This window comes from Endozoicomonas acroporae, from assembly GCF_002864045.1.
GTDB lineage: Bacteria > Pseudomonadota > Gammaproteobacteria > Pseudomonadales > Endozoicomonadaceae > Endozoicomonas > Endozoicomonas acroporae.
Map to the genome: position 1 here is coordinate 13,484 of NZ_PJPV01000194.1, position 18,916 is coordinate 32,399.

Below are 18,916 nucleotides of genomic sequence, written 5' to 3' on the forward strand. Positions count from 1 at the left end.
AAAAAAAACGACTGCGGCGATGCTGAAGCGATGACAAAAGCAACTTCGCGGCCCAGCATACGTTTTTTCCTGTTAAAGCATCAGAGCATTAGAATATCATAAACCCACTTCTGCTTTTCCCACGTTTTTTAATGGCAAGACTGAATTGTGAAAGTTAACTCCACATTATTGATTCTGCTGCTGATGATCATGTTTCCACAGATTGTCGAAACGATCTATAGCCCGGCGCTGAGATCTATTGTCGATGCTTTTTCAGTGAGCACGGTCCAGGCTGCCCAGACTCTCTCTGTTTATTTTTCTTCTTTCGCAATAGGTGTTGCGGTTTGGGGCATCATTGCTGATAAATGGGGCAGAAGACCTTCAATGTTAGCCGGCCTATTGATTTATGGATTGGCAACTTGCATAGCAATGTTAACCGATAGCTTCACCATATTAATGTTTGCAAGAGCGATGAGTGCTTTTGGCATTGCTGTTGGTTCGGTGATCACACAAACCATGTTGCGGGATCTCTACACCGGAGTCGAACTGGGTAAAGTTTTCAGCCTTGTCAGTATGGGAATTGCACTAAGTCCGATTATCGGCATGCTTGTTGGCGGGCAACTTACTCAAATGGGCGGTTATCAGTACGTTTTTGCTGCTTTGTCTTTCTCCGCATTCCTGTTATTTGTGCTGAATAGGGCGAAACTTCCCGAAACACGACCAGAAAGAATAAAATCGGTAAACCTTGTGTTGCTTGCCAGGCGTCTCTATTCAGATTCACATATATGGCACTCAGCACTGCTGGTAGCACTATACAATGTTGCTCTATTTTCTTATTACCAGCTTGGCAGCTTCACGTTTCATCAACTTGGCCGCAGTGTTGAGGAATTTGGCCACAGTGGTTTAATCCTGAGTATTGGAACCTTGCTGGGCAGCTACTTAAATAAAAGACTGCTGGAGAGAGATATTAGTCAGCATAAATTATTATGGCTGGCTAATGGCTTTCTTCTATTCGGTGCATTGGGTGTATACCTTTTAATTTCCACTATCTGGTTCCTGCTACCAATGTTGCTGGTCGTCATGGCTTTTGGGATTGCCATGCCTAATATAAGCTCAGCACTACAGCAATATCAGGATAATCTCGGCAGCGCTGGAGCACTTTTTGGCTTACTGTATTATCTGATCATCGGCAGTGGTTTGATGCTGGCAGGCATTGTTCAGGATCTTGGTCTGGTTTTGCCAGGAGTCGCTATCTTAATTTCGCTGGTGATGCTATCTCAAAGCCGAAGTTATTTTCATACATAATTGTGGCCGAAAGCGAATCGGCCATAAGCATTAATGAATCAACGAAACAGGCTCTTGTAAAACGGGGCGGATCATAATAAGCCACCTGCGTAAGACCGCTCACATTGTGTTGGTATGGCGGTCCGAAGACAAGGCACCGGCGATATGCTTCTCAATTTTACTGCGGACACTGTCAGTCGGATCATTAAATTGAATACCGATCCCTGCCTGTCGGCCACCCTGGGCTCCCATCGGCGTCACCCAAACCACCTTCCCCGGCACAGGAATCTTCTCCGGCTCATCCATCAACGTCAGACGAATAAACACGTCATCCCCGAGGTTGTAATGTTTGTGAGTTGGCACAAACAGTCCGCCGCCACTGATAAACGGCATATACGCTTCATAGAGTGATGCCGTGTCCCGTATGGTCAGAGACATCAGTCCCTGCATCCCTTTCCCCATGACAACCCTCTCCTTTTTTCCTGAATTCAAATTCTGAACTGGTTCACAAACCGATTTATATCACCAGCTCAAGATAATCGCTGAACACACCTTCCATCAACATCTGACTGTTCAGGTTAGCGCCCTCAAGCAACTGCTGTCGCTGCCGCATAATCTTATCGCGCAATACCAGCAGATCAGCCGCTGCCACTTTGTTAGCCATATAGTCCAGCATTCTCATCAAATCACGATTCCGAACACAGCTTTCATCGGCCGCCAGTTTCAGTTTTACAGCATCATCCAGCCAGCTGCCCATCCAGGCCAGCAGTTCAACCAGGTTACCCGTATGCCACTCTTTCGCCATTTCTACAGGGGTCAGATTACCACGAAACAGTTCGGGCATAGCATTGAACAAACGTCCTCGAACTGCCAGCGTATCATGGTCAAACATTGCCCTGGCGGTCATGGGCGAACCTGATGAAAGGCTCAACAACTGATCCACCACCAGAGGATCGGCAATATGATCCGATAACCAGGCTTTTGCCTGTGCAATATCCGGCACAGTAAAAGACACCATCTGACAACGGCTGCGGATGGTCGGCAACATATCTCCGGAGCGGGCACTGACCAGAATAAAGAGGGTATCACCACCGGGCTCTTCCAGACTTTTCAGCAATGCATTAGCGGCATTAACATTCATCGCTTCCGCCGGGTTAATAACGATGACCCTGCGCCCCCCCTGCTGGGCGGTTTTACGGGCAAACTCATTGACCTGACGAATCTGGTCAATCTTGATTGGCTTGCCTGTCGCCTCAGGCTGAACCACCAGCAGGTCAGGATGAGTTCCCGCCTTTACCAGCTCACAGCTCTTGCAATGACCACAGGCGTACTCGCCACTGTTTTGATGGCAAAGCACACGAGTAGCCATAGCCCCGGCAAAATAACCTTTACCCACCCCGGGCACACCCTTCAACAGCAGGGCATGGGAAAGCAGGCCTGCCTGCATTCGCTGAACCAGTGGCTGCCACTGAGCCCCGTGCCAGGGTAACGGCTTTGACAAGAAGTTACTCACCATATCAGTTGATTCAGAACTCAATTAATCCAACCTTTATCCTTGGCCGTGGAGCTATTGACTCCCAAGCCGACGCTGCAAAGCCTTGATGATGTGTGCTTCAACCTCTGGCATCGACTGACTGCCATCAATAACAACGTACTGATCGGGAAAACGCTCAGCCCTTGCCAGATAGACAGTGCGAACACGGTGAAAGAACTCGATCGCTTCCTGCTCAATCCGATCCAGAGCCTCTCCCTGCTCCATAGCCCGACCTTTCGCCCTTGCCAGGCCAAGTTCCGGCTCAATATCCAGAAGCAACGTCATATCCGGCCTGCGATCCCCCTGCACCAGCTGTTCCAGTACCGCGATACGCTGCTCATCGATACCACGACCACCACCCTGATAGGCATAAGTTGCATCGGTAAACCGGTCACAAACCACCACCTTGCCCTCAGCCAGTGCAGGTTCGACACGCTGACTGAGATTCTGGCTGCGCGCGGCAAAGACCATCAACAGTTCGGTAGTATCCGTCACCGTCTCTTCGTGTTCGGCCAGCACCAGGCTTCTCAACTGTTCAGCCAATGGCGTGCCACCTGGCTCCCGGGTTTCAACAACATCATGGCCATTAGCCTCTAACCATTGCAGAACAACCCCTTTGGCGGTGGTTTTACCGGCACCTTCACAGCCTTCAATCGTCAGAAAAAAACCCATCAATCTCTCAATTTCATTAGTATTGCTATTGCACCGTAGAACGATAATCTTTCCGCCGTTCCGTAATCTGATACTTCCTGACGGCGCGATTGTGCTCAGCCAGTGTTTTGGAAAAGTGGTGAGTACCATCGCCACGGGCAACAAAATAAAGCGTTTCCCCATTGGACGGATTCAGTGCCGCCTGAATGGCCTCGCGCCCAACCGTCGCTATCGGGGTTGGCGGCAGACCATGAATCACATAGGTGTTATAGGCGGTTCGTTCCCGCAGCATACGACGATTCAATTCACCCTGGTAACGATCACCCATACCGTAGATAACGGTCGGATCGGTCTGCAGTCGCATCCTTTTTTCCAGACGTCGGATAAAAACACCGGCAATATCAGGCCGTTCTGATGGCACACCTGTCTCTTTCTCAATAATCGACGCCATAATCAAGGCTTCGTAGGGGGATGTATACGGCAGGTTTTCGGCCTTTTGATCCCACTCATCCGCAAGCACGGATTGCAGCCTTTGATGGGCTCTTTGCAGAATTGACGCCACTGGCGTCCCCGCTTCAAAGCTGTAGGTATCCGCATAGAACAACCCTTCCAGGTTATCGGTCTGCGGCACATCCCCGGGCAACGCCCCCATCACCGCTGGCAGTTTGTTCAGCTCTACCGGAGCGGTCAGTTTCGGGTGGCTATTCAAGTCTGTGAGCAACTCTTTTAATGTCCAGCCTTCCACCAGGGTCGCACTGAAGTAACGGACATCACCAGTAACAAACTTGTGCAACAGCTGCCGATAGGTGGTACCGGGAGCAATCAGGTACTCCCCGGCATGAAGGTCCGCAGCAACCCCCTTGACCCGGGCAAAGACCTTGAACATATCAGGATATTGAATCAGCCGTTCTGCCGCCAGTCGCTGCACCACGCGCCCCAGCGAGTCGCCCGTAACAATGACAAACCCGGCATCACTGGTTACCGGCACCTGCTGATCACCATACCAGCGCAGACCATACCAGCCAGCTGCAAGACCCGCCAGGACCAGAAACAGAGCCAACAGCAAACCACCGAACAGTGTCAGCAGCAACTTCCTAAGCATTGAATTCTTCCAGTACACAATCTCGAATTTGGACAGTCAGTGGGCCAATCTCCCACTCCCTGCCCTCGTATTCAATCACAGGCCAGACACCGTTGACACTGTTGCAGAGAAAGACTTCTGCAACATCCAGCCCCCGGGGTACGGACTGCACTTTAACCGCCATCCCACGATGACGGGCAAACTCCATGATAAAATCGCGACAAACCCCTGCCACACCATGGAATGACAGATCCGGAGTCACCAGGGCACCTTCATGGGTCACAACAAACAGATTACTCATGGTGCCTTCAACCAGATTGCCCGCAAAATCACACAGCAGACCTTCGTCGTAAGCATCGCCCTGCCATTCACTTCTGGCCAGCACCTGCTCAAGACGATTCAGGTGCTTCAGCCCTGCCAGGGCACTTCGCCCAAGACGCATCTGACAGAGCTTTACCCGTGCGCCATGCACTCCGGGATCACGGGACCTTGACGGCAGCGGGTGGAGTGACAGAATCCGACGCGAAGAGAGACAACCCTCAGGATTATAGCCGCGTCCACCGCTGCCCCGGGTGATCATAACCTTCAGCACACCGTCACCGGCCCGGTTATCCAACAGAAAGGCATCCACCTCCTCAAGCAATCGCTCAATATCCACGGCAATACCCAGCTGGTGGCAAGAGCGTTGCAGGCGACGCCAATGATAGTCAGCCAGCGTTGGCTTACCACCGGCAACCCGAACCGTTTCAAATAAGCCATCCCCGTAGGCCAGGCCACGGTCTGAAACCGGCAGGAAACTTTCAGGTACTCCATTCACCCAGACTGGATACTCACTCACCCGGAACCCCCTCCTAGGAGCCTGTCCGAGAATAGACTGCCCTACTGCGGTGGCAGCAAATTGGTCTAAAAATTCCATTTTGTTCGGCAAATAGCCCCGCTATTCACCTCACAAAACGAAATTTTTATCCTCAATTTTCTGCCATCCTCGCTACGGGCGCTATTCTCGAACAGGCTCCTAGCTGTCTAATCTGGAAAATGCCAGGGTTACATTGGTACCACCAAAGCCAAAAGAGTTGGAGAGCACATGATCCATCTGCATTTTCCTGGCATGGTGCGGCACATAATCAAGATCACAGCCTTCGCCGGGCTGATCCAGATTGATGGTCGGGGGAACCACACCTTCAACCAGGGATTTGATACTGAATACCGCTTCCACCGCCCCGGCAGCCCCCAGCAAATGACCAGTCATGGATTTGGTGGAACTGACCGCCAGACGCGCGACGTGGGCACCAAACACCTGATGAATCGCCCGTGTTTCAGCCACATCCCCTGCCGGTGTGGACGTGCCGTGAGCATTAATATACGACACATTTTCAGGTACCAGACCAGCATCTTCAAGGGCTGAAATCATGGCACGCGCAGCACCACGACCATCTTCTGGCGGCGACGTCATATGCCAGGCATCACCACTCATGCCAACACCACTGAGCTCAGCGTATATCCTGGCACCACGTTTAACCGCATGTTCGTACTCTTCCAGCACCAGAATACCGGCACCATCCCCCAGGACAAAACCGTCACGATCCGCATCCCACGGGCGGCTGGCTTTTTCAGGCTCATGATTACGGGTAGAGAGCGCACGGGCTGCGGCAAAACCGGTCATGCCCAGCGCAGACGAACCTTTTTCGGCACCACCCGCCACCATCAGATCAGCATCACCATAAGCAATGGTTCTTGCGGCAAGGGCAATGGCATGGCTGCCGGTAGCACAGGCTGTAGAGGTGGCAAAGTTGGGTCCCTGAAGATTGTATTTCATGGAAACCCAGCCCGCCGCCATATTGACGATGGCAGCGGGAATAAAAAATGGGGATATTCGACGGGGGCCGCTGTTCAGCAGTGTGGAGTGGTTCTGCTCAATAGACGTCAAACCACCAATACCCGAGCCGATCGCCACACCATATCGGTGCGCACAGTGATCATCAATGACCAGACCGGCGTCAGCCATGGCCTCGGCAGCAGCGGCTACACCGTATTGAATAAAGACATCCATTTTACGGGCATCTTTCTTATCGATAACACCGTCAGGATCAAAACCTTTAACCGCGCCACAGATAGATACACTGAAACCTTCCGTATCAAGGTGGGAGATCGCCTCAATACCACTGCGCCCCGCCAACAGAGCAGACCAGCTATCATGGACATTATTGCCCACCGGGGTTATTGCCCCCATGCCTGTTACAACAACCCTTCTACGCATTCGCTGCGATAACCATTCTGTATTTTTTTCTTCCGACAAGACTGACTCTCCTGCTGACCTGTCGTACAGATTTAATGAACCGTCATTTACATCAAAGCATCGCCACAACAGCCTGACTATGAAAAAACGACAACTACCTAATGTCATCACGCAGCCAGCTTTTACCGCGATAGCCAGCAGGCTGCCATAAACAACAAAAGCCGCAGACCATCGTCATGCGGCTTTCGAGTGACACACTTTGGAGATACTTTCGCTGAAGAATATGTATCGAAAAAGCGTGTCACAAAGATACAGTTGTGCAAATCAAGGCAGAATCAGGAGTGTGCAACAACGTAGTCAATTGCTTCCTGAACAGTGGTGATTTTCTCAGCCTCTTCATCAGGAATCTCGGTTTCGAATTCCTCTTCCAACGCCATCACCAACTCAACAGTATCCAGAGAGTCCGCGCCAAGATCCTCTACGAATGACGCACTGTTAGTGACTTCGTCTTCCTTCACGCCAAGCTGTTCGCAAACAATCTTCTTAACGCGCTCTTCAATGGTGCTCATACCTTGTTGTGCTCCTATCGATATTCGGTGCAGCCTGAGGCTACAGGTGAACTAGTGTATATGGTCAATTATGGGAATTTCAAGCCAGTTCATGGAAAACCGGTGACTATCCACGCAAATTGACAACAGATTTAACAAAACCCCAAAACCCAACCCATCAGAACAGGGTTCGCCTCGCCCTGCTCATTACTACAGGTTCCGGCAAAGGAGGATTAATTCATGTACATGCCGCCATTGACATGCAAGGTCTCACCAGTGATATACCCGGCAGGCTCACTGACCAGAAATGCAACAGCAGCGGCAATTTCTTCCGGCTGCCCCAACCGGGCCAGGGGAATCTGGCCAAGCAGGAAGGACTGCTGCTCTTCAGGCAGCGCCCTGGTCATATCGGTTTCGATAAAGCCCGGAGCAACGGTGTTCACGGTAATGCTTCTTGAACCGACTTCACGGGCCATCGCTCTGGTGAAGCCTTCAATACCGGCCTTGGCTGCCGCGTAATTTGCCTGCCCCTGGTTACCCATGGAACCAACGACAGAGCTGATATTCACTATCCGCCCCCAGCGTGCTTTAGTCATGCCACGCAGGACAGCCTTACTCATCCGGAAGATGGAACTGAGATTGGTATCAATAACGTCATCCCACTCCTCCTCCTTCATGCGCATCAGGATATTATCACGGGTAATACCGGCATTGTTGATCAGAATCAACGGTGCGCCATATTCTGCACAGATCACCTTGAGCACCGCCTGACATTCATCCGCTGAGGTTACGTTCAGGGCCATGCCCTGACCTTGAATACCTTCCGCCTGCAAAGCGTCAGTAATGGCCGCCGCACCGGACTCAGACGTTGCCGTGCCAATCACGATGGCTCCGGCTTTCCCCAGGGCAGATGCTATGGCTTTGCCAATACCACGACTGGCACCGGTAACAAGGGCAACCTTCCCCATCAGGCCATCTCCTGCAATGGACCGTTCCAGCTCTCTTTCAGCAGTCATTTCCCGCCTGTTCCTTATTGGTTAGCTTCTGCCAGCATCTGAGTCATAGCGTCAGCAGACTCCAGCGTAGCAATGGGCGCACGTCGTGCAATACGTTTATTCAGTCCAGCCAGTACTTTACCGGGGCCGCATTCAGCAAACCGGCCAACACCAGCAGCCATCATGGTTTCCACAGATTCAACCCAGCGTACCGGACTGTACAGCTGCGCCACCAGATTCGCCTTAAGCTGAGCCGGATCAGAACAGACATTAGCAGAAACATTCTGCACCACCGGAATCACCGGCTCGATCAACTCAATACCGTCCAACGCTTTGTGAAGGCGCTCTGCTGCTGGCTTCATCAAGGCACAATGGGAAGGTACACTGACTGGCAGCTCAATCGCCCTTTTGGCACCCGCTGCTTTGGCAGACTCAATGGCACGTTTAACCGCGGCAACCTGACCGGCAATCACCACCTGACCGGGGGCATTGAAATTGACCGCCTCGACCACTTCATCACCTGCCGCCTTCTCACAGGCAGCCACCACATCTGCATCATCAAGGCCAATAATAGCAGCCATGGCTCCTGCACCGGAGGCAACCGCCTCCTGCATAAACAGTCCACGCAGACGAACCAGACTGACGGCATCGGCAAAATTCATCGCACCGGCACACACCAGGGCCGAATATTCACCCAGGCTGTGCCCGGCCATCATCGACGGCACTTCCCCCTGACGCTCACACCAGAGGCGCCAGAGAGCCACGCTGGATACCAGCAGTGCAGGCTGGGTATTCTCCGTCTGATTCAGCGCCTCAGCAGGCCCCTCAGAAACCATGTTCAGGAGATCAAAACCAAGCACCCCGGTGGCTTCAGCAAACGCTGCCTGCACCACTGGTTCTGAAAAATAGTCAGCGATCATGCCAACTTGTTGGGACCCTTGTCCTGGAAAGACAAAAGCAAGCTTATCCGTCATTGCAACCCGCTCTTTCGCCTGGCCCTCTTGTTACCGAGAGGCCTGAAATTCAATTGAATACGAAGCGAACCTCTCGGTACAACCGCACCGGTTAATGCAGTCAGCCCGGAGACCAGATACGCTTCCCAGTAAAAAACCGGGGCAATTATAGGAAAAATAGACAACAAGGTAAGTAAATTTATGTTTCCAATAACAAAAAAGAACCAAAAACGATTATAAGCACAGAATAATTACCACAAAATATTATAGATACCATTACCTGCAAATCCCGTATAGCCTCTGGCTTGGAGTTGCAATTGATCATTATTAACGGTAAAGCCTTGGCAATAAGTTCAGTAAGGCAGTCACAATGATCTATGCAGGGCAACTTATTTTTACGGAACATTCACTCAGAAACGATCAGCGAAAAATACAACCTGTTTTACCGAGGCAAGAGACCAGCTACCAGACCCGGAAATCAACAGTCTGTTTTTGAGGCAGTAGCCCTGTTGTTATTCCGGGGCCGGTAATGTATGTTCACCTGCTATTCCGGATCATATCTTCCAGGGATGACTTTCAATCATCATTAACCCTTACTCCCCTCCCAGCATTAATTCTATTTCTTCTGCCAACCGCCCGGGAACATCACTATCCACTTCCCTGACGGCCTCGCCGATAGCCCGAAAAAAACCTTCTTCATCAGAATGTCCGTGACTTTTGACCACAATCCCCTGCAGCCCGAGAAAACTGGCACCGTTGTATACTACCGGATCAATGCTTTTATAGATTTTGCGCATGACCGGCGCAATCAGCAGAGAGAGAAACCGGCGCCAAAGCGTCTGCTGAAAAGCGGCAACCAGGCTGTCACGGATTAAACCGGCAACCCCCTCTCCGGTTTTCAGGGCAATATTGCCAACAAAACCGTCGCAGACCACCACATCCGCGCCACCGGCAAACACATCATTCCCTTCGATATAGCCGATGTAGTTCAGACGAACATCGTCTTTCAATAGACGATTTGCCAGCTTTACCTGCTCATTCCCTTTGATATCCTCAGTACCGACGTTCAGCAACCCTATCCTCGGAGCATTGATACCCCTGACAGTGGCGGCCAGCAAAGAACCCATCACAGCAAACTGGTAAAGACTGTTGGCTGAACAGTCAACATTAGCACCCATATCCAGCAGCAGAACACTGCCACCGGCACAGGGAATGGCTCCGGCAATGGCGGGACGGTCAATCCCCACAAAGGTTTTCAGGGCAAATCGCCCCATGGCCATCAGGGCACCCGTATTCCCCGAGCTGACACAGGCAGCCGCACGGCCATCAGCCACCTGCTCAAGGGCAACCCACATGGAGCTATCTTCTTTGGATCTCAGGGCAAAAGAGGGTTTTTCATCCATGCCAATGGTCTTACCAGCATGAATAACCGTAAGGCGGGACTGATCGAAAGCAATAGAAGAGAGGTGACCGGTAATCAGTTGCTGATCACCTACCAGGGAAAGATGAAGATCCGGATAAGCATCCAAGGCTCGGAGGGCAGCCCGGATACGAGAACGGGGACTTTCGTCCCCGCTCATAACATCAAGCGCTATTCTCCTTCCTGGAGCTGCTGACCGTCCTGGCATGCAACGACTCACTCGCCGACTTTACCTTCAAGCACTTTGCGGCCACGGTAGAAGCCGTCAGCGGTCATGTGATGACGACGATGAGTTTCGCCGGAAGTCGCATCAACAGACAGCTGAGCAGCAGTCAGACTGTCGTGGGAACGGCGCATGTCACGCTTGGAACGGGTTTTACGGTTTTGCTGAACAGCCATGTGTCAACTCTCCTAAATTCTTTGCCTGGAACTCTATTTGGGTTCGGTAGTACTTTTATCCTGATCAGCTTTCAGACTAGCCAGAACACTGAACGGGTTACGACGCTTTTTCTCTTCCTCTGCCCGGGCAGCGGAAGCCTCAGCCTCTTCATCAGATTCAGTAGTAAAGTTCTGCTGAACCTGGCAGGCTTCAGGCGGATGATAAGCCACGATAGGAAGGCTCAACAGAAGCTCTTCCTCCAGCAGGGGCACTAACTCCATCGGCTCCTCCTGGAGCATCAGGGGTTCATAACCCTCTGGCAGGGACCGGGCCTGCTCATCGGTCAATACACCCATCAGGTTGAGGTCTGAACGCACGGGAAGTTCTGCTACATCAAGGCAGCGCTGACAAATCATTTTAAGATTCGCCTCAACATGCCCCTCAAGAACCACTCGGTGATCTTCGCTCATATAGAAATGAAGAAAGACCTTCACCTCGCCCTGATCGTCAGCGAGACTGGCCACCAGTCGATCAAACTGTTTAAGCGCCAGCGAACCTTCAAACTGTAACCCCTGACGCGCGAGTTTCCGCGGATCAACGGTTTTTGGTAATTGGCCTGATAACATAAGCGCGCAATCATAGGGCGATGCCCCTTTGCTGTCAAACATCCTTTTCGGGCGAGGTTTATCAGAATTTCAACTATTTCATGAATAACATGCCTGAAGACTGTATTTTTCACAACCTGCTGCCGGATGGCGCAGGCGGGTTTTACAAAAATTCGTAACCATGCATACTGTGCTCGACTATCCGCACCCTTTGCCCGCACCACCGGCACAACATAAAACGATGAATATATTGCTAGCCTCAGGCTCACCCTATCGAAAAAGACTGCTTGAACAACTCAACCTGACGTTCAGCCAGGCCTCTCCGGACATTGACGAAACCCCTGAACCCGGAGAGAGCGCCAGGGAGCTGGCCATCAGGCTTTCCCGGGAAAAGGCCCTGATACTGGCCGATCAGTATCCGGACACCCTGATTATTGCCTCCGACCAAACCGCCGCACTGGACAATAGAATTCTGGGCAAACCCGGAACCCGGGAACAAGCCATTCAACAGCTGTCCAGCTGCAGCAGCAGACAGGTGGTTTTCCACACCGGACTTTGCCTGCTGAACACCTCTACAGCAGAGCATCAGCTGACCTGTGTGGATTACACCGTCTGGTTCCGAACACTGTCCAGCACGCAGATTGCCACCTATATAGATGCAGAGAGTCCGCTGGACTGCGCTGGCAGCTTCAAATGTGAAGGACTGGGCATAACCCTGTTCGAGAAAATGGCTGGCGATGATCCTGACAGCCTGGTTGGACTGCCACTGATCACCCTGACCACCATGCTGATGAACGAAGGAGTTTACCCTTTGGGCAGATAGTTTAGGTACCAGGTCTTGCAGAGAAGACCTGGCCATTCAATTACATTAACTGAAAACCATCACCCAGGGCTTCCACCAGGGTGGCGCTGACACCAGCCCCAAAATCCCGGGCAAATTTTTCCAGCGGTGAAAGGCGGAAGGTGTAATCAACAATATCCTCTTCACCCACCACTTCACGGGCCACATAACCGGCACTGCCCAGACCATCAATCAGACCCAGTGTTTTGGCCTGTTCACCAGACCAGATCATGCCTGAAAAGATATCCGACCGATCAGCCAGTCGATCACCCCGCCCGGTTTTTACCGCATCAATAAACTGCTGGTGAATAGTATCCAGCGACGCTTGCCATTCGACCGCAGCTTCACGGTCCACGGACTGGAATGGATCAAGGAATGCCTTATTTTCACCGGAGGTATAGGTTCTGCGGGTAACCCCCAGCTTCTCCATCGCCCCGACAAAACCGAAACCAGAGGAAATAACGCCGATAGACCCTACCAGGCTGGCCTTGTCAGCGTAAATTTCATCAGCGGCAGCGGCAATGTAGTAGCCGCCAGACGCACCAATATCCATAATGACCGCGTAAAGAGGCGTATCCTTGTGCAGTTCGCGCAGCCTGAGAATTTCATCATAGATATAGCCAGATTGGACAGGGCTACCACCCGGGCTGTTAATTCGCAAAATCACCGCTTTAGTGCCCGGATCCTCAAAGGCTGAGCGTAATCCCGACACCACGACATCTGCATTCACATCGCCACCACCAATCTGGCCATCAATCTGCACCAGCGCCGTATGCTCACTGGAGCCATCACTGATCACTACATCATTGATATTGGTCGCGTTATAAATGACAGCAACGGAGAAAAACAACCAGCCAAAGGTCAGCAGTTTAAAAAATATACCCCATCGCCGGGAACGTTGCTGCTCCAGCAGCGCGCCTTTGGCCAGGGCATCCACCAGATCCCAGGCTCGATTACTGTCCAGGTTATCCTGCGCCTCAGACGAGGACTCCTGCCACTTGTCTTGCATAATCACCCCTTAACAGGTTCACTCAAAAACGATCTGTGCATATTTATCAATTCTTTGATCCGACATCCAGTTGCAAAGCTGACAACACCTCAGCCAGTTCGTCCGGCAAAGGCGCTTCAACCTTCAGGCGCTTACCATCCAGCAGGTCAAATTCGATACTGGCGGCATGCAGGAACAGCCTTTTAAGACCAAACTGCTTATGGGACTGATTGTCTGAATCCGTACCGTATTTTTCATCCCCGGCAATGGGATGCCCCGCGTGCAGACAGTGAACCCGAATCTGATGGGTCCGCCCTGTGATGGGGTAAGCCTCAACCAGGGTCATATTTGGAAAACGGTTCAGTACTCGAAACGCCGTTCGGGATTTTTTGCCATCCACATGCACCCGGACCATCCGCTCTCCTGACTGCAGCACGTTCTTCAGCAGCGGCGCATTGACCAGCTGCTTTCTCGCTGGCCACTTACCCACCACCAGCGCATGATACAGCTTTTCAACTTTTTCTTTCTGCTGCAACTGGTTATGCAGATGACGCAGCATACTGCGGCGCTTGGCAATCACCAGACAACCCGAGGTGTCCCGGTCCAGGCGATGCACCAGTTCCAGCGTGCGGTTATCCGGCCGTAGCTGGCGAAGTGCTTCAATCACGCCATAAGACAGACCACTCCCGCCATGCACAGCAAGCCCGGACGGTTTGTTGATAATCAGCAGCAGATCATCTTCATATAGTACCGCTTTTTCCAATTGAGCGATCACGCTGTCAGCGGGCCTTACGGGAGCCTCCCTTTCGGTCACTCTGACCGGAGGAATACGAACAACATCGTTCAATTCAAGGCGATAATCTGCGCTTACCCGCTTTTTATTGACCCGCACCTCACCCTTGCGAACGATACGATACACCCTGGTCTTGGGCACCCCTTTAAGAACCCGCAACAGAAAATTATCAACACGCTGACCAGCCGCATCCTCATCAATGGTAATAAAGTTAACGCTTGCTTGTTTCAATCGTCTAACCACATATCTGTTTATGCCAAGTTGCAGCCCCGGAAGCTCTACCTTAACCGGTTGAGATAAAAAGACTTTCAGGGATTACCGCGATTTTCTTTCAGGTAATGTTATCAGCTTTGTGTCATTTGAAGCACTTACAGATTACTGATATAGTTGTGGCACTGCCTTGTAACTATCCGAAGAGGCAGTTCGATTTACGAAGTCTGAGCATGACCCGAAAGGGATAGCATCACTTAAATTCCGCTAACCGGGCCGAAAATAAACCGGAGCTACGTTTACCCGATGAACAAGTCCGGGCCAGGTAACTCCGGGAATAGCCGCTCAGGCAGACATCATGGCAGATGAACCAGTTGCATCCCTCCCTGAGGGCATGAGTTCCTGCCATGGTGCTGAACGATTAAAGACCACGGCCACAGCCGTGATAGATAAACAGTGCCACCCAAGAACAGAGGTTGCGCTCCCGATACCAGGGATGAAGAACAGCGGACGGGTCATATGCTAGTGACAGGCTCAGTGATACCTGTAAACGTATCCACAACCAGCCAGAAGCGCCCGATCAACGCATCTCCCCACTATGCATCCGGTCAACATACGGATGCAGATTGCTATATCGTTACAGCCTTACCCTTGAATAAGCCCGGCTGTAAGTCTGATAGTTGGTTACCACCGACCACACCGCTCTCCTGCGGTTGTTGGCCTGTGTACACTCGGGTAGCACCGGAGAGTTTGTACAGAAGCTGAAGGAAACCAGTTGCACTGCCAGCCACCAAGAATACGTCAGGTGGCAGGCCGGGCGCTTCCGGAAAGACGATGGATTGCCCGTCAAACCAATGAATGCGCTGGATTTACCGAATGTCACGAACAACTTTTCGCCACCAACATCTGCTTAGGGTAGCCATTAGCAATTTGGTACTCTATGAAGAGAATGTTGATCAATGCAACCCAGCAAGAAGAGCTGAGGGTTGCACTCGTCGATGGGCAGCGCCTGTTCGATCTGGATATCGAATCCGGAGCCCGCGAACAGAAGAAAGCCAACATCTACAAAGCAAAAATCACCCGTGTTGAGCCCAGCCTGGAAGCCGCGTTTGTGGACTTTGGGGCAGAGCGACACGGCTTCCTGCCTTTAAAAGAGATCTCCCGGGAATACTTCGTCGGCCATACTGGTGGTCGTCCCAACATTAAGGATGTCATCAAGGAAGGCACCGAGGTTATCGTTCAGGTCGATAAGGAAGAGCGTGGCAACAAAGGTGCCGCCCTGACCACACTGGTCAGCCTGGCTGGCCGCTACCTGGTGCTGATGCCCAACAACCCACGGGCCGGTGGCATCTCACGCCGTATTGAAGGCGATGAGCGCGCTGAACTGCGTGAGGCCATGAGCAAGCTGGACATCCCTGCCGAAATGGGTGTCATCGTTCGCACAGCCGGCCTTGGCCGTTCAACAGAAGACCTCCAGTGGGATCTGGACTATCTCCTGCAGCTCTGGAACTCCATCAAAGATGCTGCCGATAAAAATCCCGCACCATTTTTGATCTACCAGGAAAGCAATGTCATTATCCGCGCTATCCGCGACTACCTGCGCCAGGATGTTGGTGAAGTATTGATCGACAAAACCCAGGTTTATCAAGAAGCCCTGGATTTTGTTAAACAGGTCATGCCCCAGTACCAGAACAAGATCAAGCTGTACAAAGACAGCGTCCCCCTGTTCAACCGCTTCCAGATTGAAAGCCAGATCGAGACCGCCTTCCAGCGTGAAGTCAAACTGCCATCCGGCGGCTCCATTGTTATTGATCCAACAGAAGCCCTGGTATCCATTGATATCAACTCCGCCCGTGCAACCCGTGGTGGCGATATCGAAGAAACCGCCTACAACACCAACCTCGAAGCGGCGGATGAGATTGCCCGACAGCTGCGCCTGCGTGATATTGGCGGCCTGATTGTTATCGACTTCATCGATATGGGCAGCAACCGGAATCAGCGTGAAGTAGAGAACCGCATTCGTCAGGCGCTGTCGGTTGATCGTGCCCGCGTTCAAACCAGCCGCATCTCCCGCTTTGGCCTGCTGGAAATGTCCCGTCAGCGTCTGCGCCCATCTCTGGGTGAAACCAGTGGCGTGGTCTGCCCTCGTTGCTCAGGCCAGGGCACGATTCGGGATATTGAGTCTCTGGCCCTGTCTATTCTGCGCCTGATGGAAGAAGAGGCCATGAAGGACAAGACGTCCGAGATTCGCGCTCAGGTTCCTGTACCGGTGGCGGCATTTCTGCTGAATGAAAAGCGCAAAATGATCGCCAAGATCGAGAAGCGTCATGATGCCCGCATCATCGTCATTCCAAATGCCAATCTGGAAACTCCCCATTACGATGTCCAGCGCCTCCGTGACGACAATCTCCAGGATCGTGAGAGCAGCTACGAAATCATCCTTGAGGGCGAAGACGCCAGCCCGGAAGAGCTGACCACAGCCACCAGGCCTCAGCCCAGACAACAGGCCGCCGTGCGCAATGTTGCCCCGGCACAGCCTGCACCAGTCATTAAAGCGCCTGAAGCAAAACCCGGATTTATTGGCAGCCTGCTGAAGTCCATCGGCAGCCTCTTCAACCCGGAAAATGATGACGACAAATCCGCTGGCCAGGACAAACCCACCCCGCAACGTCAACCGGCGCGTCGTGACAGTCAAGCTGGCCAGAACAGGAAAAAGACCCGAACTGATTCCCAGCGCCGCGACAGGCAGGACAGCAACCGTCTTCAGAAAGAGCGCAAAAAGAGTCAGCAGGACCGTTCAGACAACCGCTCCGGCAGCCAGGAAAACCGCTTTGAAAGGCAGGAAAGACGCCAGCGTGACAAGCCGGAAGTAGCGGAACAACGGGAACCCAGACAGGAACGCCGCCAGGACCAGGAACCAGAACAGGGCTCCGGTGATCGTCGACGCCGCCCGAACTCTGCGCCCCGTCGTCGCAACAACCGTCAGTCTCAGCGCCAGCAGCAGAATGAACCGCAATTACAGCCACTGCTGCCTGAAAGCGCTAAAGGGGCAGTAAATGCCCCTGCTGTTCATGAAACTGTCGCACAGGAAAGCATTCCACAGGAAAAGCGTGCTGACAAAAAAGAGTCATTTGCCAGCATTGAGAAGCCCGAGCTGGAAAGCAGCAAAGCTGCTGTAACTGCCCCGGAAGCTGCCGTAGCTTCAGCCATGCCAATGGACAAGGTAGAGGAAACCCGCAAGGCTCCTGTCGAAGAGCAAGCCGTTGCCAACACACCTGAAGCACCGGAAGAAGTGAGACCTCGTCGCTCCAGAAGAGTGAAGAATGACCCTCGCCGTCTCAGGGAAACTCAGCAGTCTGCGCCTGAGGAAGTCAGCGAACCGGAAATCCCTGCTGAGAGCAACTCACCAGCCAATCAACAGCCTTCTGTCGATAAAGAGCCGACAGTTGAGCTTAAGGTTGCAACAGCCGGAGACTCTGAAGCGCAACCGGAAAAAGCAGAACAAGCCTCCGTTGAGACCAGTACTCAAGAACGCCAGGCCGACCTGCCCGTTGCCACAGCAGAAGCAACAGCCGTTGAGCGGGAGAAGGTAACCCCACGCCCTCAGATGACAGAAATGGCAAAAGCCGTTGCCGCTTCCCATAATCTCGACAAGCCGGCGTTTGCAACCATGCCACCCGCTTTCGAGAAACCAGCCGAAGCGAAAGCTGAAGCAGAGGCTGTCGAGCCTAAGCCGACCATGACCGCCAATGAAGCTGAAGAGATGCTGAAGCAGGCATTAAATCAGTCTGATGAAGACAAGGCAGTTGTTCATGAAAGTCAACAGGAGAAGCCCGCTGAGGCTGCCCCGGCACCACAACCTTTAGCGCCTGAGAGCAAAGCAGCAGAAGCACCACAAGCAGCTGAGCGTGACCAGACAGCAGAGGTTAAAGTCAGCGAAGCTGAAGCAACTTCTGATGATGAAACCGTTGAAAGGCCGCGTCGTCGCCGCAGCCGTGCACACAACGACCCCAGGGCCAAGCGCCAGACTCAGCAGATCGAACTGCCTGTTGAGCCAGAAAGCGAAACTCAGGAAGCTCCACAGGTTCGCACTGAAGAAAGCAACCTGTAATAAGGGTTGATACTGAACTGAACGGGGTGGTTTCCACCCCGTTTTTTTTGCCTTGAAAAACCACCGGAAGGCTCTCCAGTCATATACCGCCCTGCGCCATAGCGATGGACAATAAATCTCTGCCGAACTCGCACCCACACAAATACTCATGACGATTGTTCGTCACCCTCTGGTATGAAAGATTTGCCACGGAGGCACGGAGACACAGAGGTAAAACTTTATCTTGTCTCCGTGCCTGTCGAGTCGCCCAAGGGAACCTCCCCCTCAGGCGCTCACAGAACCGGACTTGAGAGTCTCCCCTCATCCGG

The 18,916-nt window shown here is 52.4% G+C and carries 17 protein-coding genes; 3 read left to right on the top strand and 14 right to left on the bottom strand.

What is annotated here, in order from left to right; genetic code table 11:
- The first annotated feature begins 147 nt into the window (after positions 1–147).
- Positions 148–1,284 carry a multidrug effflux MFS transporter gene (locus CX664_RS23530; RefSeq protein WP_101749070.1) on the top strand — a complete coding sequence of 379 codons (1,137 nt, stop codon included), beginning with the start codon at positions 148–150 and terminating at the stop codon, positions 1,282–1,284.
- A gap of 99 nt (positions 1,285–1,383) precedes the next feature.
- On the opposite strand, the gene CX664_RS23535 is transcribed toward CX664_RS23530, so the two are convergent.
- The 12 genes from CX664_RS23535 to CX664_RS23590 form a co-directional block, all read right to left on the bottom strand.
- A complete protein-coding gene (locus tag CX664_RS23535) occupies positions 1,384–1,725 on the bottom strand; it encodes a PilZ domain-containing protein (protein WP_101749071.1) in 342 nt (113 codons plus the stop codon).
- A 55-nt stretch (positions 1,726–1,780) separates the two neighbouring features.
- Entirely contained in the window at positions 1,781–2,800 is a 1,020-nt protein-coding gene (locus CX664_RS23540) for a DNA polymerase III subunit delta' (RefSeq protein ID WP_146000277.1), read from the bottom strand.
- Between the two features lie 30 nt (positions 2,801–2,830).
- Positions 2,831–3,469 (bottom strand): dTMP kinase, encoded by a 639-nt coding sequence (gene tmk / locus CX664_RS23545; protein WP_101749073.1) that lies wholly within the window; start codon positions 3,467–3,469, stop codon positions 2,831–2,833.
- Between the two features lie 25 nt (positions 3,470–3,494).
- Positions 3,495–4,550, bottom strand: coding sequence for an endolytic transglycosylase MltG (gene mltG, locus CX664_RS23550; protein ID WP_101749074.1), 1,056 nt, complete (start codon positions 4,548–4,550; stop codon positions 3,495–3,497).
- Positions 4,543–5,367, bottom strand: coding sequence for an aminodeoxychorismate lyase (gene pabC, locus CX664_RS23555; RefSeq protein ID WP_163372411.1), 825 nt, complete (start codon positions 5,365–5,367; stop codon positions 4,543–4,545). The genes mltG and pabC overlap by 8 nt, the downstream gene beginning before the upstream one ends.
- A 177-nt stretch (positions 5,368–5,544) precedes the next feature.
- Positions 5,545–6,786, bottom strand: coding sequence for a beta-ketoacyl-ACP synthase II (gene fabF / locus CX664_RS23560; RefSeq protein ID WP_101749084.1), 1,242 nt, complete (start codon positions 6,784–6,786; stop codon positions 5,545–5,547).
- 314 nt (positions 6,787–7,100) lie between these two features.
- Positions 7,101–7,334, bottom strand: coding sequence for an acyl carrier protein (gene acpP / locus CX664_RS23565; protein ID WP_020582918.1), 234 nt, complete (start codon positions 7,332–7,334; stop codon positions 7,101–7,103).
- A 212-nt stretch (positions 7,335–7,546) separates the two neighbouring features.
- Positions 7,547–8,329 carry a 3-oxoacyl-ACP reductase FabG gene (fabG, locus tag CX664_RS23570; RefSeq protein WP_101749076.1) on the bottom strand — a complete coding sequence of 261 codons (783 nt, stop codon included), beginning with the start codon at positions 8,327–8,329 and terminating at the stop codon, positions 7,547–7,549.
- A gap of 14 nt (positions 8,330–8,343) precedes the next feature.
- Positions 8,344–9,282 carry an ACP S-malonyltransferase gene (fabD, locus tag CX664_RS23575; protein ID WP_101749077.1) on the bottom strand — a complete coding sequence of 313 codons (939 nt, stop codon included), beginning with the start codon at positions 9,280–9,282 and terminating at the stop codon, positions 8,344–8,346.
- A gap of 572 nt (positions 9,283–9,854) precedes the next feature.
- A complete protein-coding gene (gene plsX, locus CX664_RS23580) occupies positions 9,855–10,889 on the bottom strand; it encodes a phosphate acyltransferase PlsX (RefSeq protein ID WP_101749078.1) in 1,035 nt (344 codons plus the stop codon).
- An 8-nt stretch (positions 10,890–10,897) separates the two neighbouring features.
- Positions 10,898–11,080 (bottom strand): 50S ribosomal protein L32, encoded by a 183-nt coding sequence (gene rpmF, locus CX664_RS23585; protein ID WP_101749079.1) that lies wholly within the window; start codon positions 11,078–11,080, stop codon positions 10,898–10,900.
- Positions 11,081–11,113: 33 nt separating this feature from the next.
- Complete coding sequence (locus tag CX664_RS23590) at positions 11,114–11,728, bottom strand: YceD family protein (RefSeq protein ID WP_101749080.1); 615 nt, start codon at positions 11,726–11,728, stop codon at positions 11,114–11,116.
- Positions 11,729–11,906: 178 nt separating this feature from the next.
- Between CX664_RS23590 and CX664_RS23595 the strand changes: the two genes are divergently transcribed.
- Positions 11,907–12,488, top strand: coding sequence for a Maf family protein (locus CX664_RS23595; protein WP_101749085.1), 582 nt, complete (start codon positions 11,907–11,909; stop codon positions 12,486–12,488).
- A gap of 40 nt (positions 12,489–12,528) precedes the next feature.
- Here CX664_RS23595 and CX664_RS23600 read toward each other — a convergent pair whose 3' ends face one another.
- Positions 12,529–13,515: a S49 family peptidase gene (locus CX664_RS23600; protein WP_101749081.1), complete on the bottom strand. Its 987-nt coding sequence runs from the start codon at positions 13,513–13,515 to the stop codon at positions 12,529–12,531.
- Positions 13,516–13,561: 46 nt separating this feature from the next.
- A complete protein-coding gene (gene rluC, locus CX664_RS23605; RefSeq protein ID WP_244910723.1) occupies positions 13,562–14,518 on the bottom strand; it encodes a 23S rRNA pseudouridine(955/2504/2580) synthase RluC in 957 nt (318 codons plus the stop codon).
- Positions 14,519–15,437: 919 nt separating this feature from the next.
- Between rluC and rne the strand changes: the two genes are divergently transcribed.
- On the top strand, positions 15,438–18,608 hold the full coding sequence (rne, locus tag CX664_RS23610) for a ribonuclease E (RefSeq protein ID WP_101749083.1): 3,171 nt from the start codon (positions 15,438–15,440) through the stop codon (positions 18,606–18,608).
- Positions 18,609–18,916 lie beyond the last annotated feature (308 nt).

Excerpts from the sequence above, each read along its gene's own strand:
- CX664_RS23535 (WP_101749071.1), bottom strand. The coding sequence starts at position 1,725 with ATGGGGAAAGGGATGCAGGGACTGATGTCTCTGACCATACGGGACACG.
- tmk (WP_101749073.1), bottom strand. The coding sequence starts at position 3,469 with ATGGGTTTTTTTCTGACGATTGAAGGCTGTGAAGGTGCCGGTAAAACC.
- mltG (WP_101749074.1), bottom strand. The coding sequence starts at position 4,550 with ATGCTTAGGAAGTTGCTGCTGACACTGTTCGGTGGTTTGCTGTTGGCT.
- fabF (WP_101749084.1), bottom strand. The coding sequence starts at position 6,786 with ATGCGTAGAAGGGTTGTTGTAACAGGCATGGGGGCAATAACCCCGGTG.
- acpP (WP_020582918.1), bottom strand. The coding sequence starts at position 7,334 with ATGAGCACCATTGAAGAGCGCGTTAAGAAGATTGTTTGCGAACAGCTT.
- fabG (WP_101749076.1), bottom strand. The coding sequence starts at position 8,329 with ATGACTGCTGAAAGAGAGCTGGAACGGTCCATTGCAGGAGATGGCCTG.
- fabD (WP_101749077.1), bottom strand. The coding sequence starts at position 9,282 with ATGACGGATAAGCTTGCTTTTGTCTTTCCAGGACAAGGGTCCCAACAA.
- plsX (WP_101749078.1), bottom strand. The coding sequence starts at position 10,889 with ATGCCAGGACGGTCAGCAGCTCCAGGAAGGAGAATAGCGCTTGATGTT.
- rpmF (WP_101749079.1), bottom strand. The coding sequence starts at position 11,080 with ATGGCTGTTCAGCAAAACCGTAAAACCCGTTCCAAGCGTGACATGCGC.
- CX664_RS23590 (WP_101749080.1), bottom strand. The coding sequence starts at position 11,728 with ATGTTTGACAGCAAAGGGGCATCGCCCTATGATTGCGCGCTTATGTTA.
- CX664_RS23595 (WP_101749085.1), top strand. The coding sequence starts at position 11,907 with ATGAATATATTGCTAGCCTCAGGCTCACCCTATCGAAAAAGACTGCTT.
- CX664_RS23600 (WP_101749081.1), bottom strand. The coding sequence starts at position 13,515 with ATGCAAGACAAGTGGCAGGAGTCCTCGTCTGAGGCGCAGGATAACCTG.
- rne (WP_101749083.1), top strand. The coding sequence starts at position 15,438 with ATGAAGAGAATGTTGATCAATGCAACCCAGCAAGAAGAGCTGAGGGTT.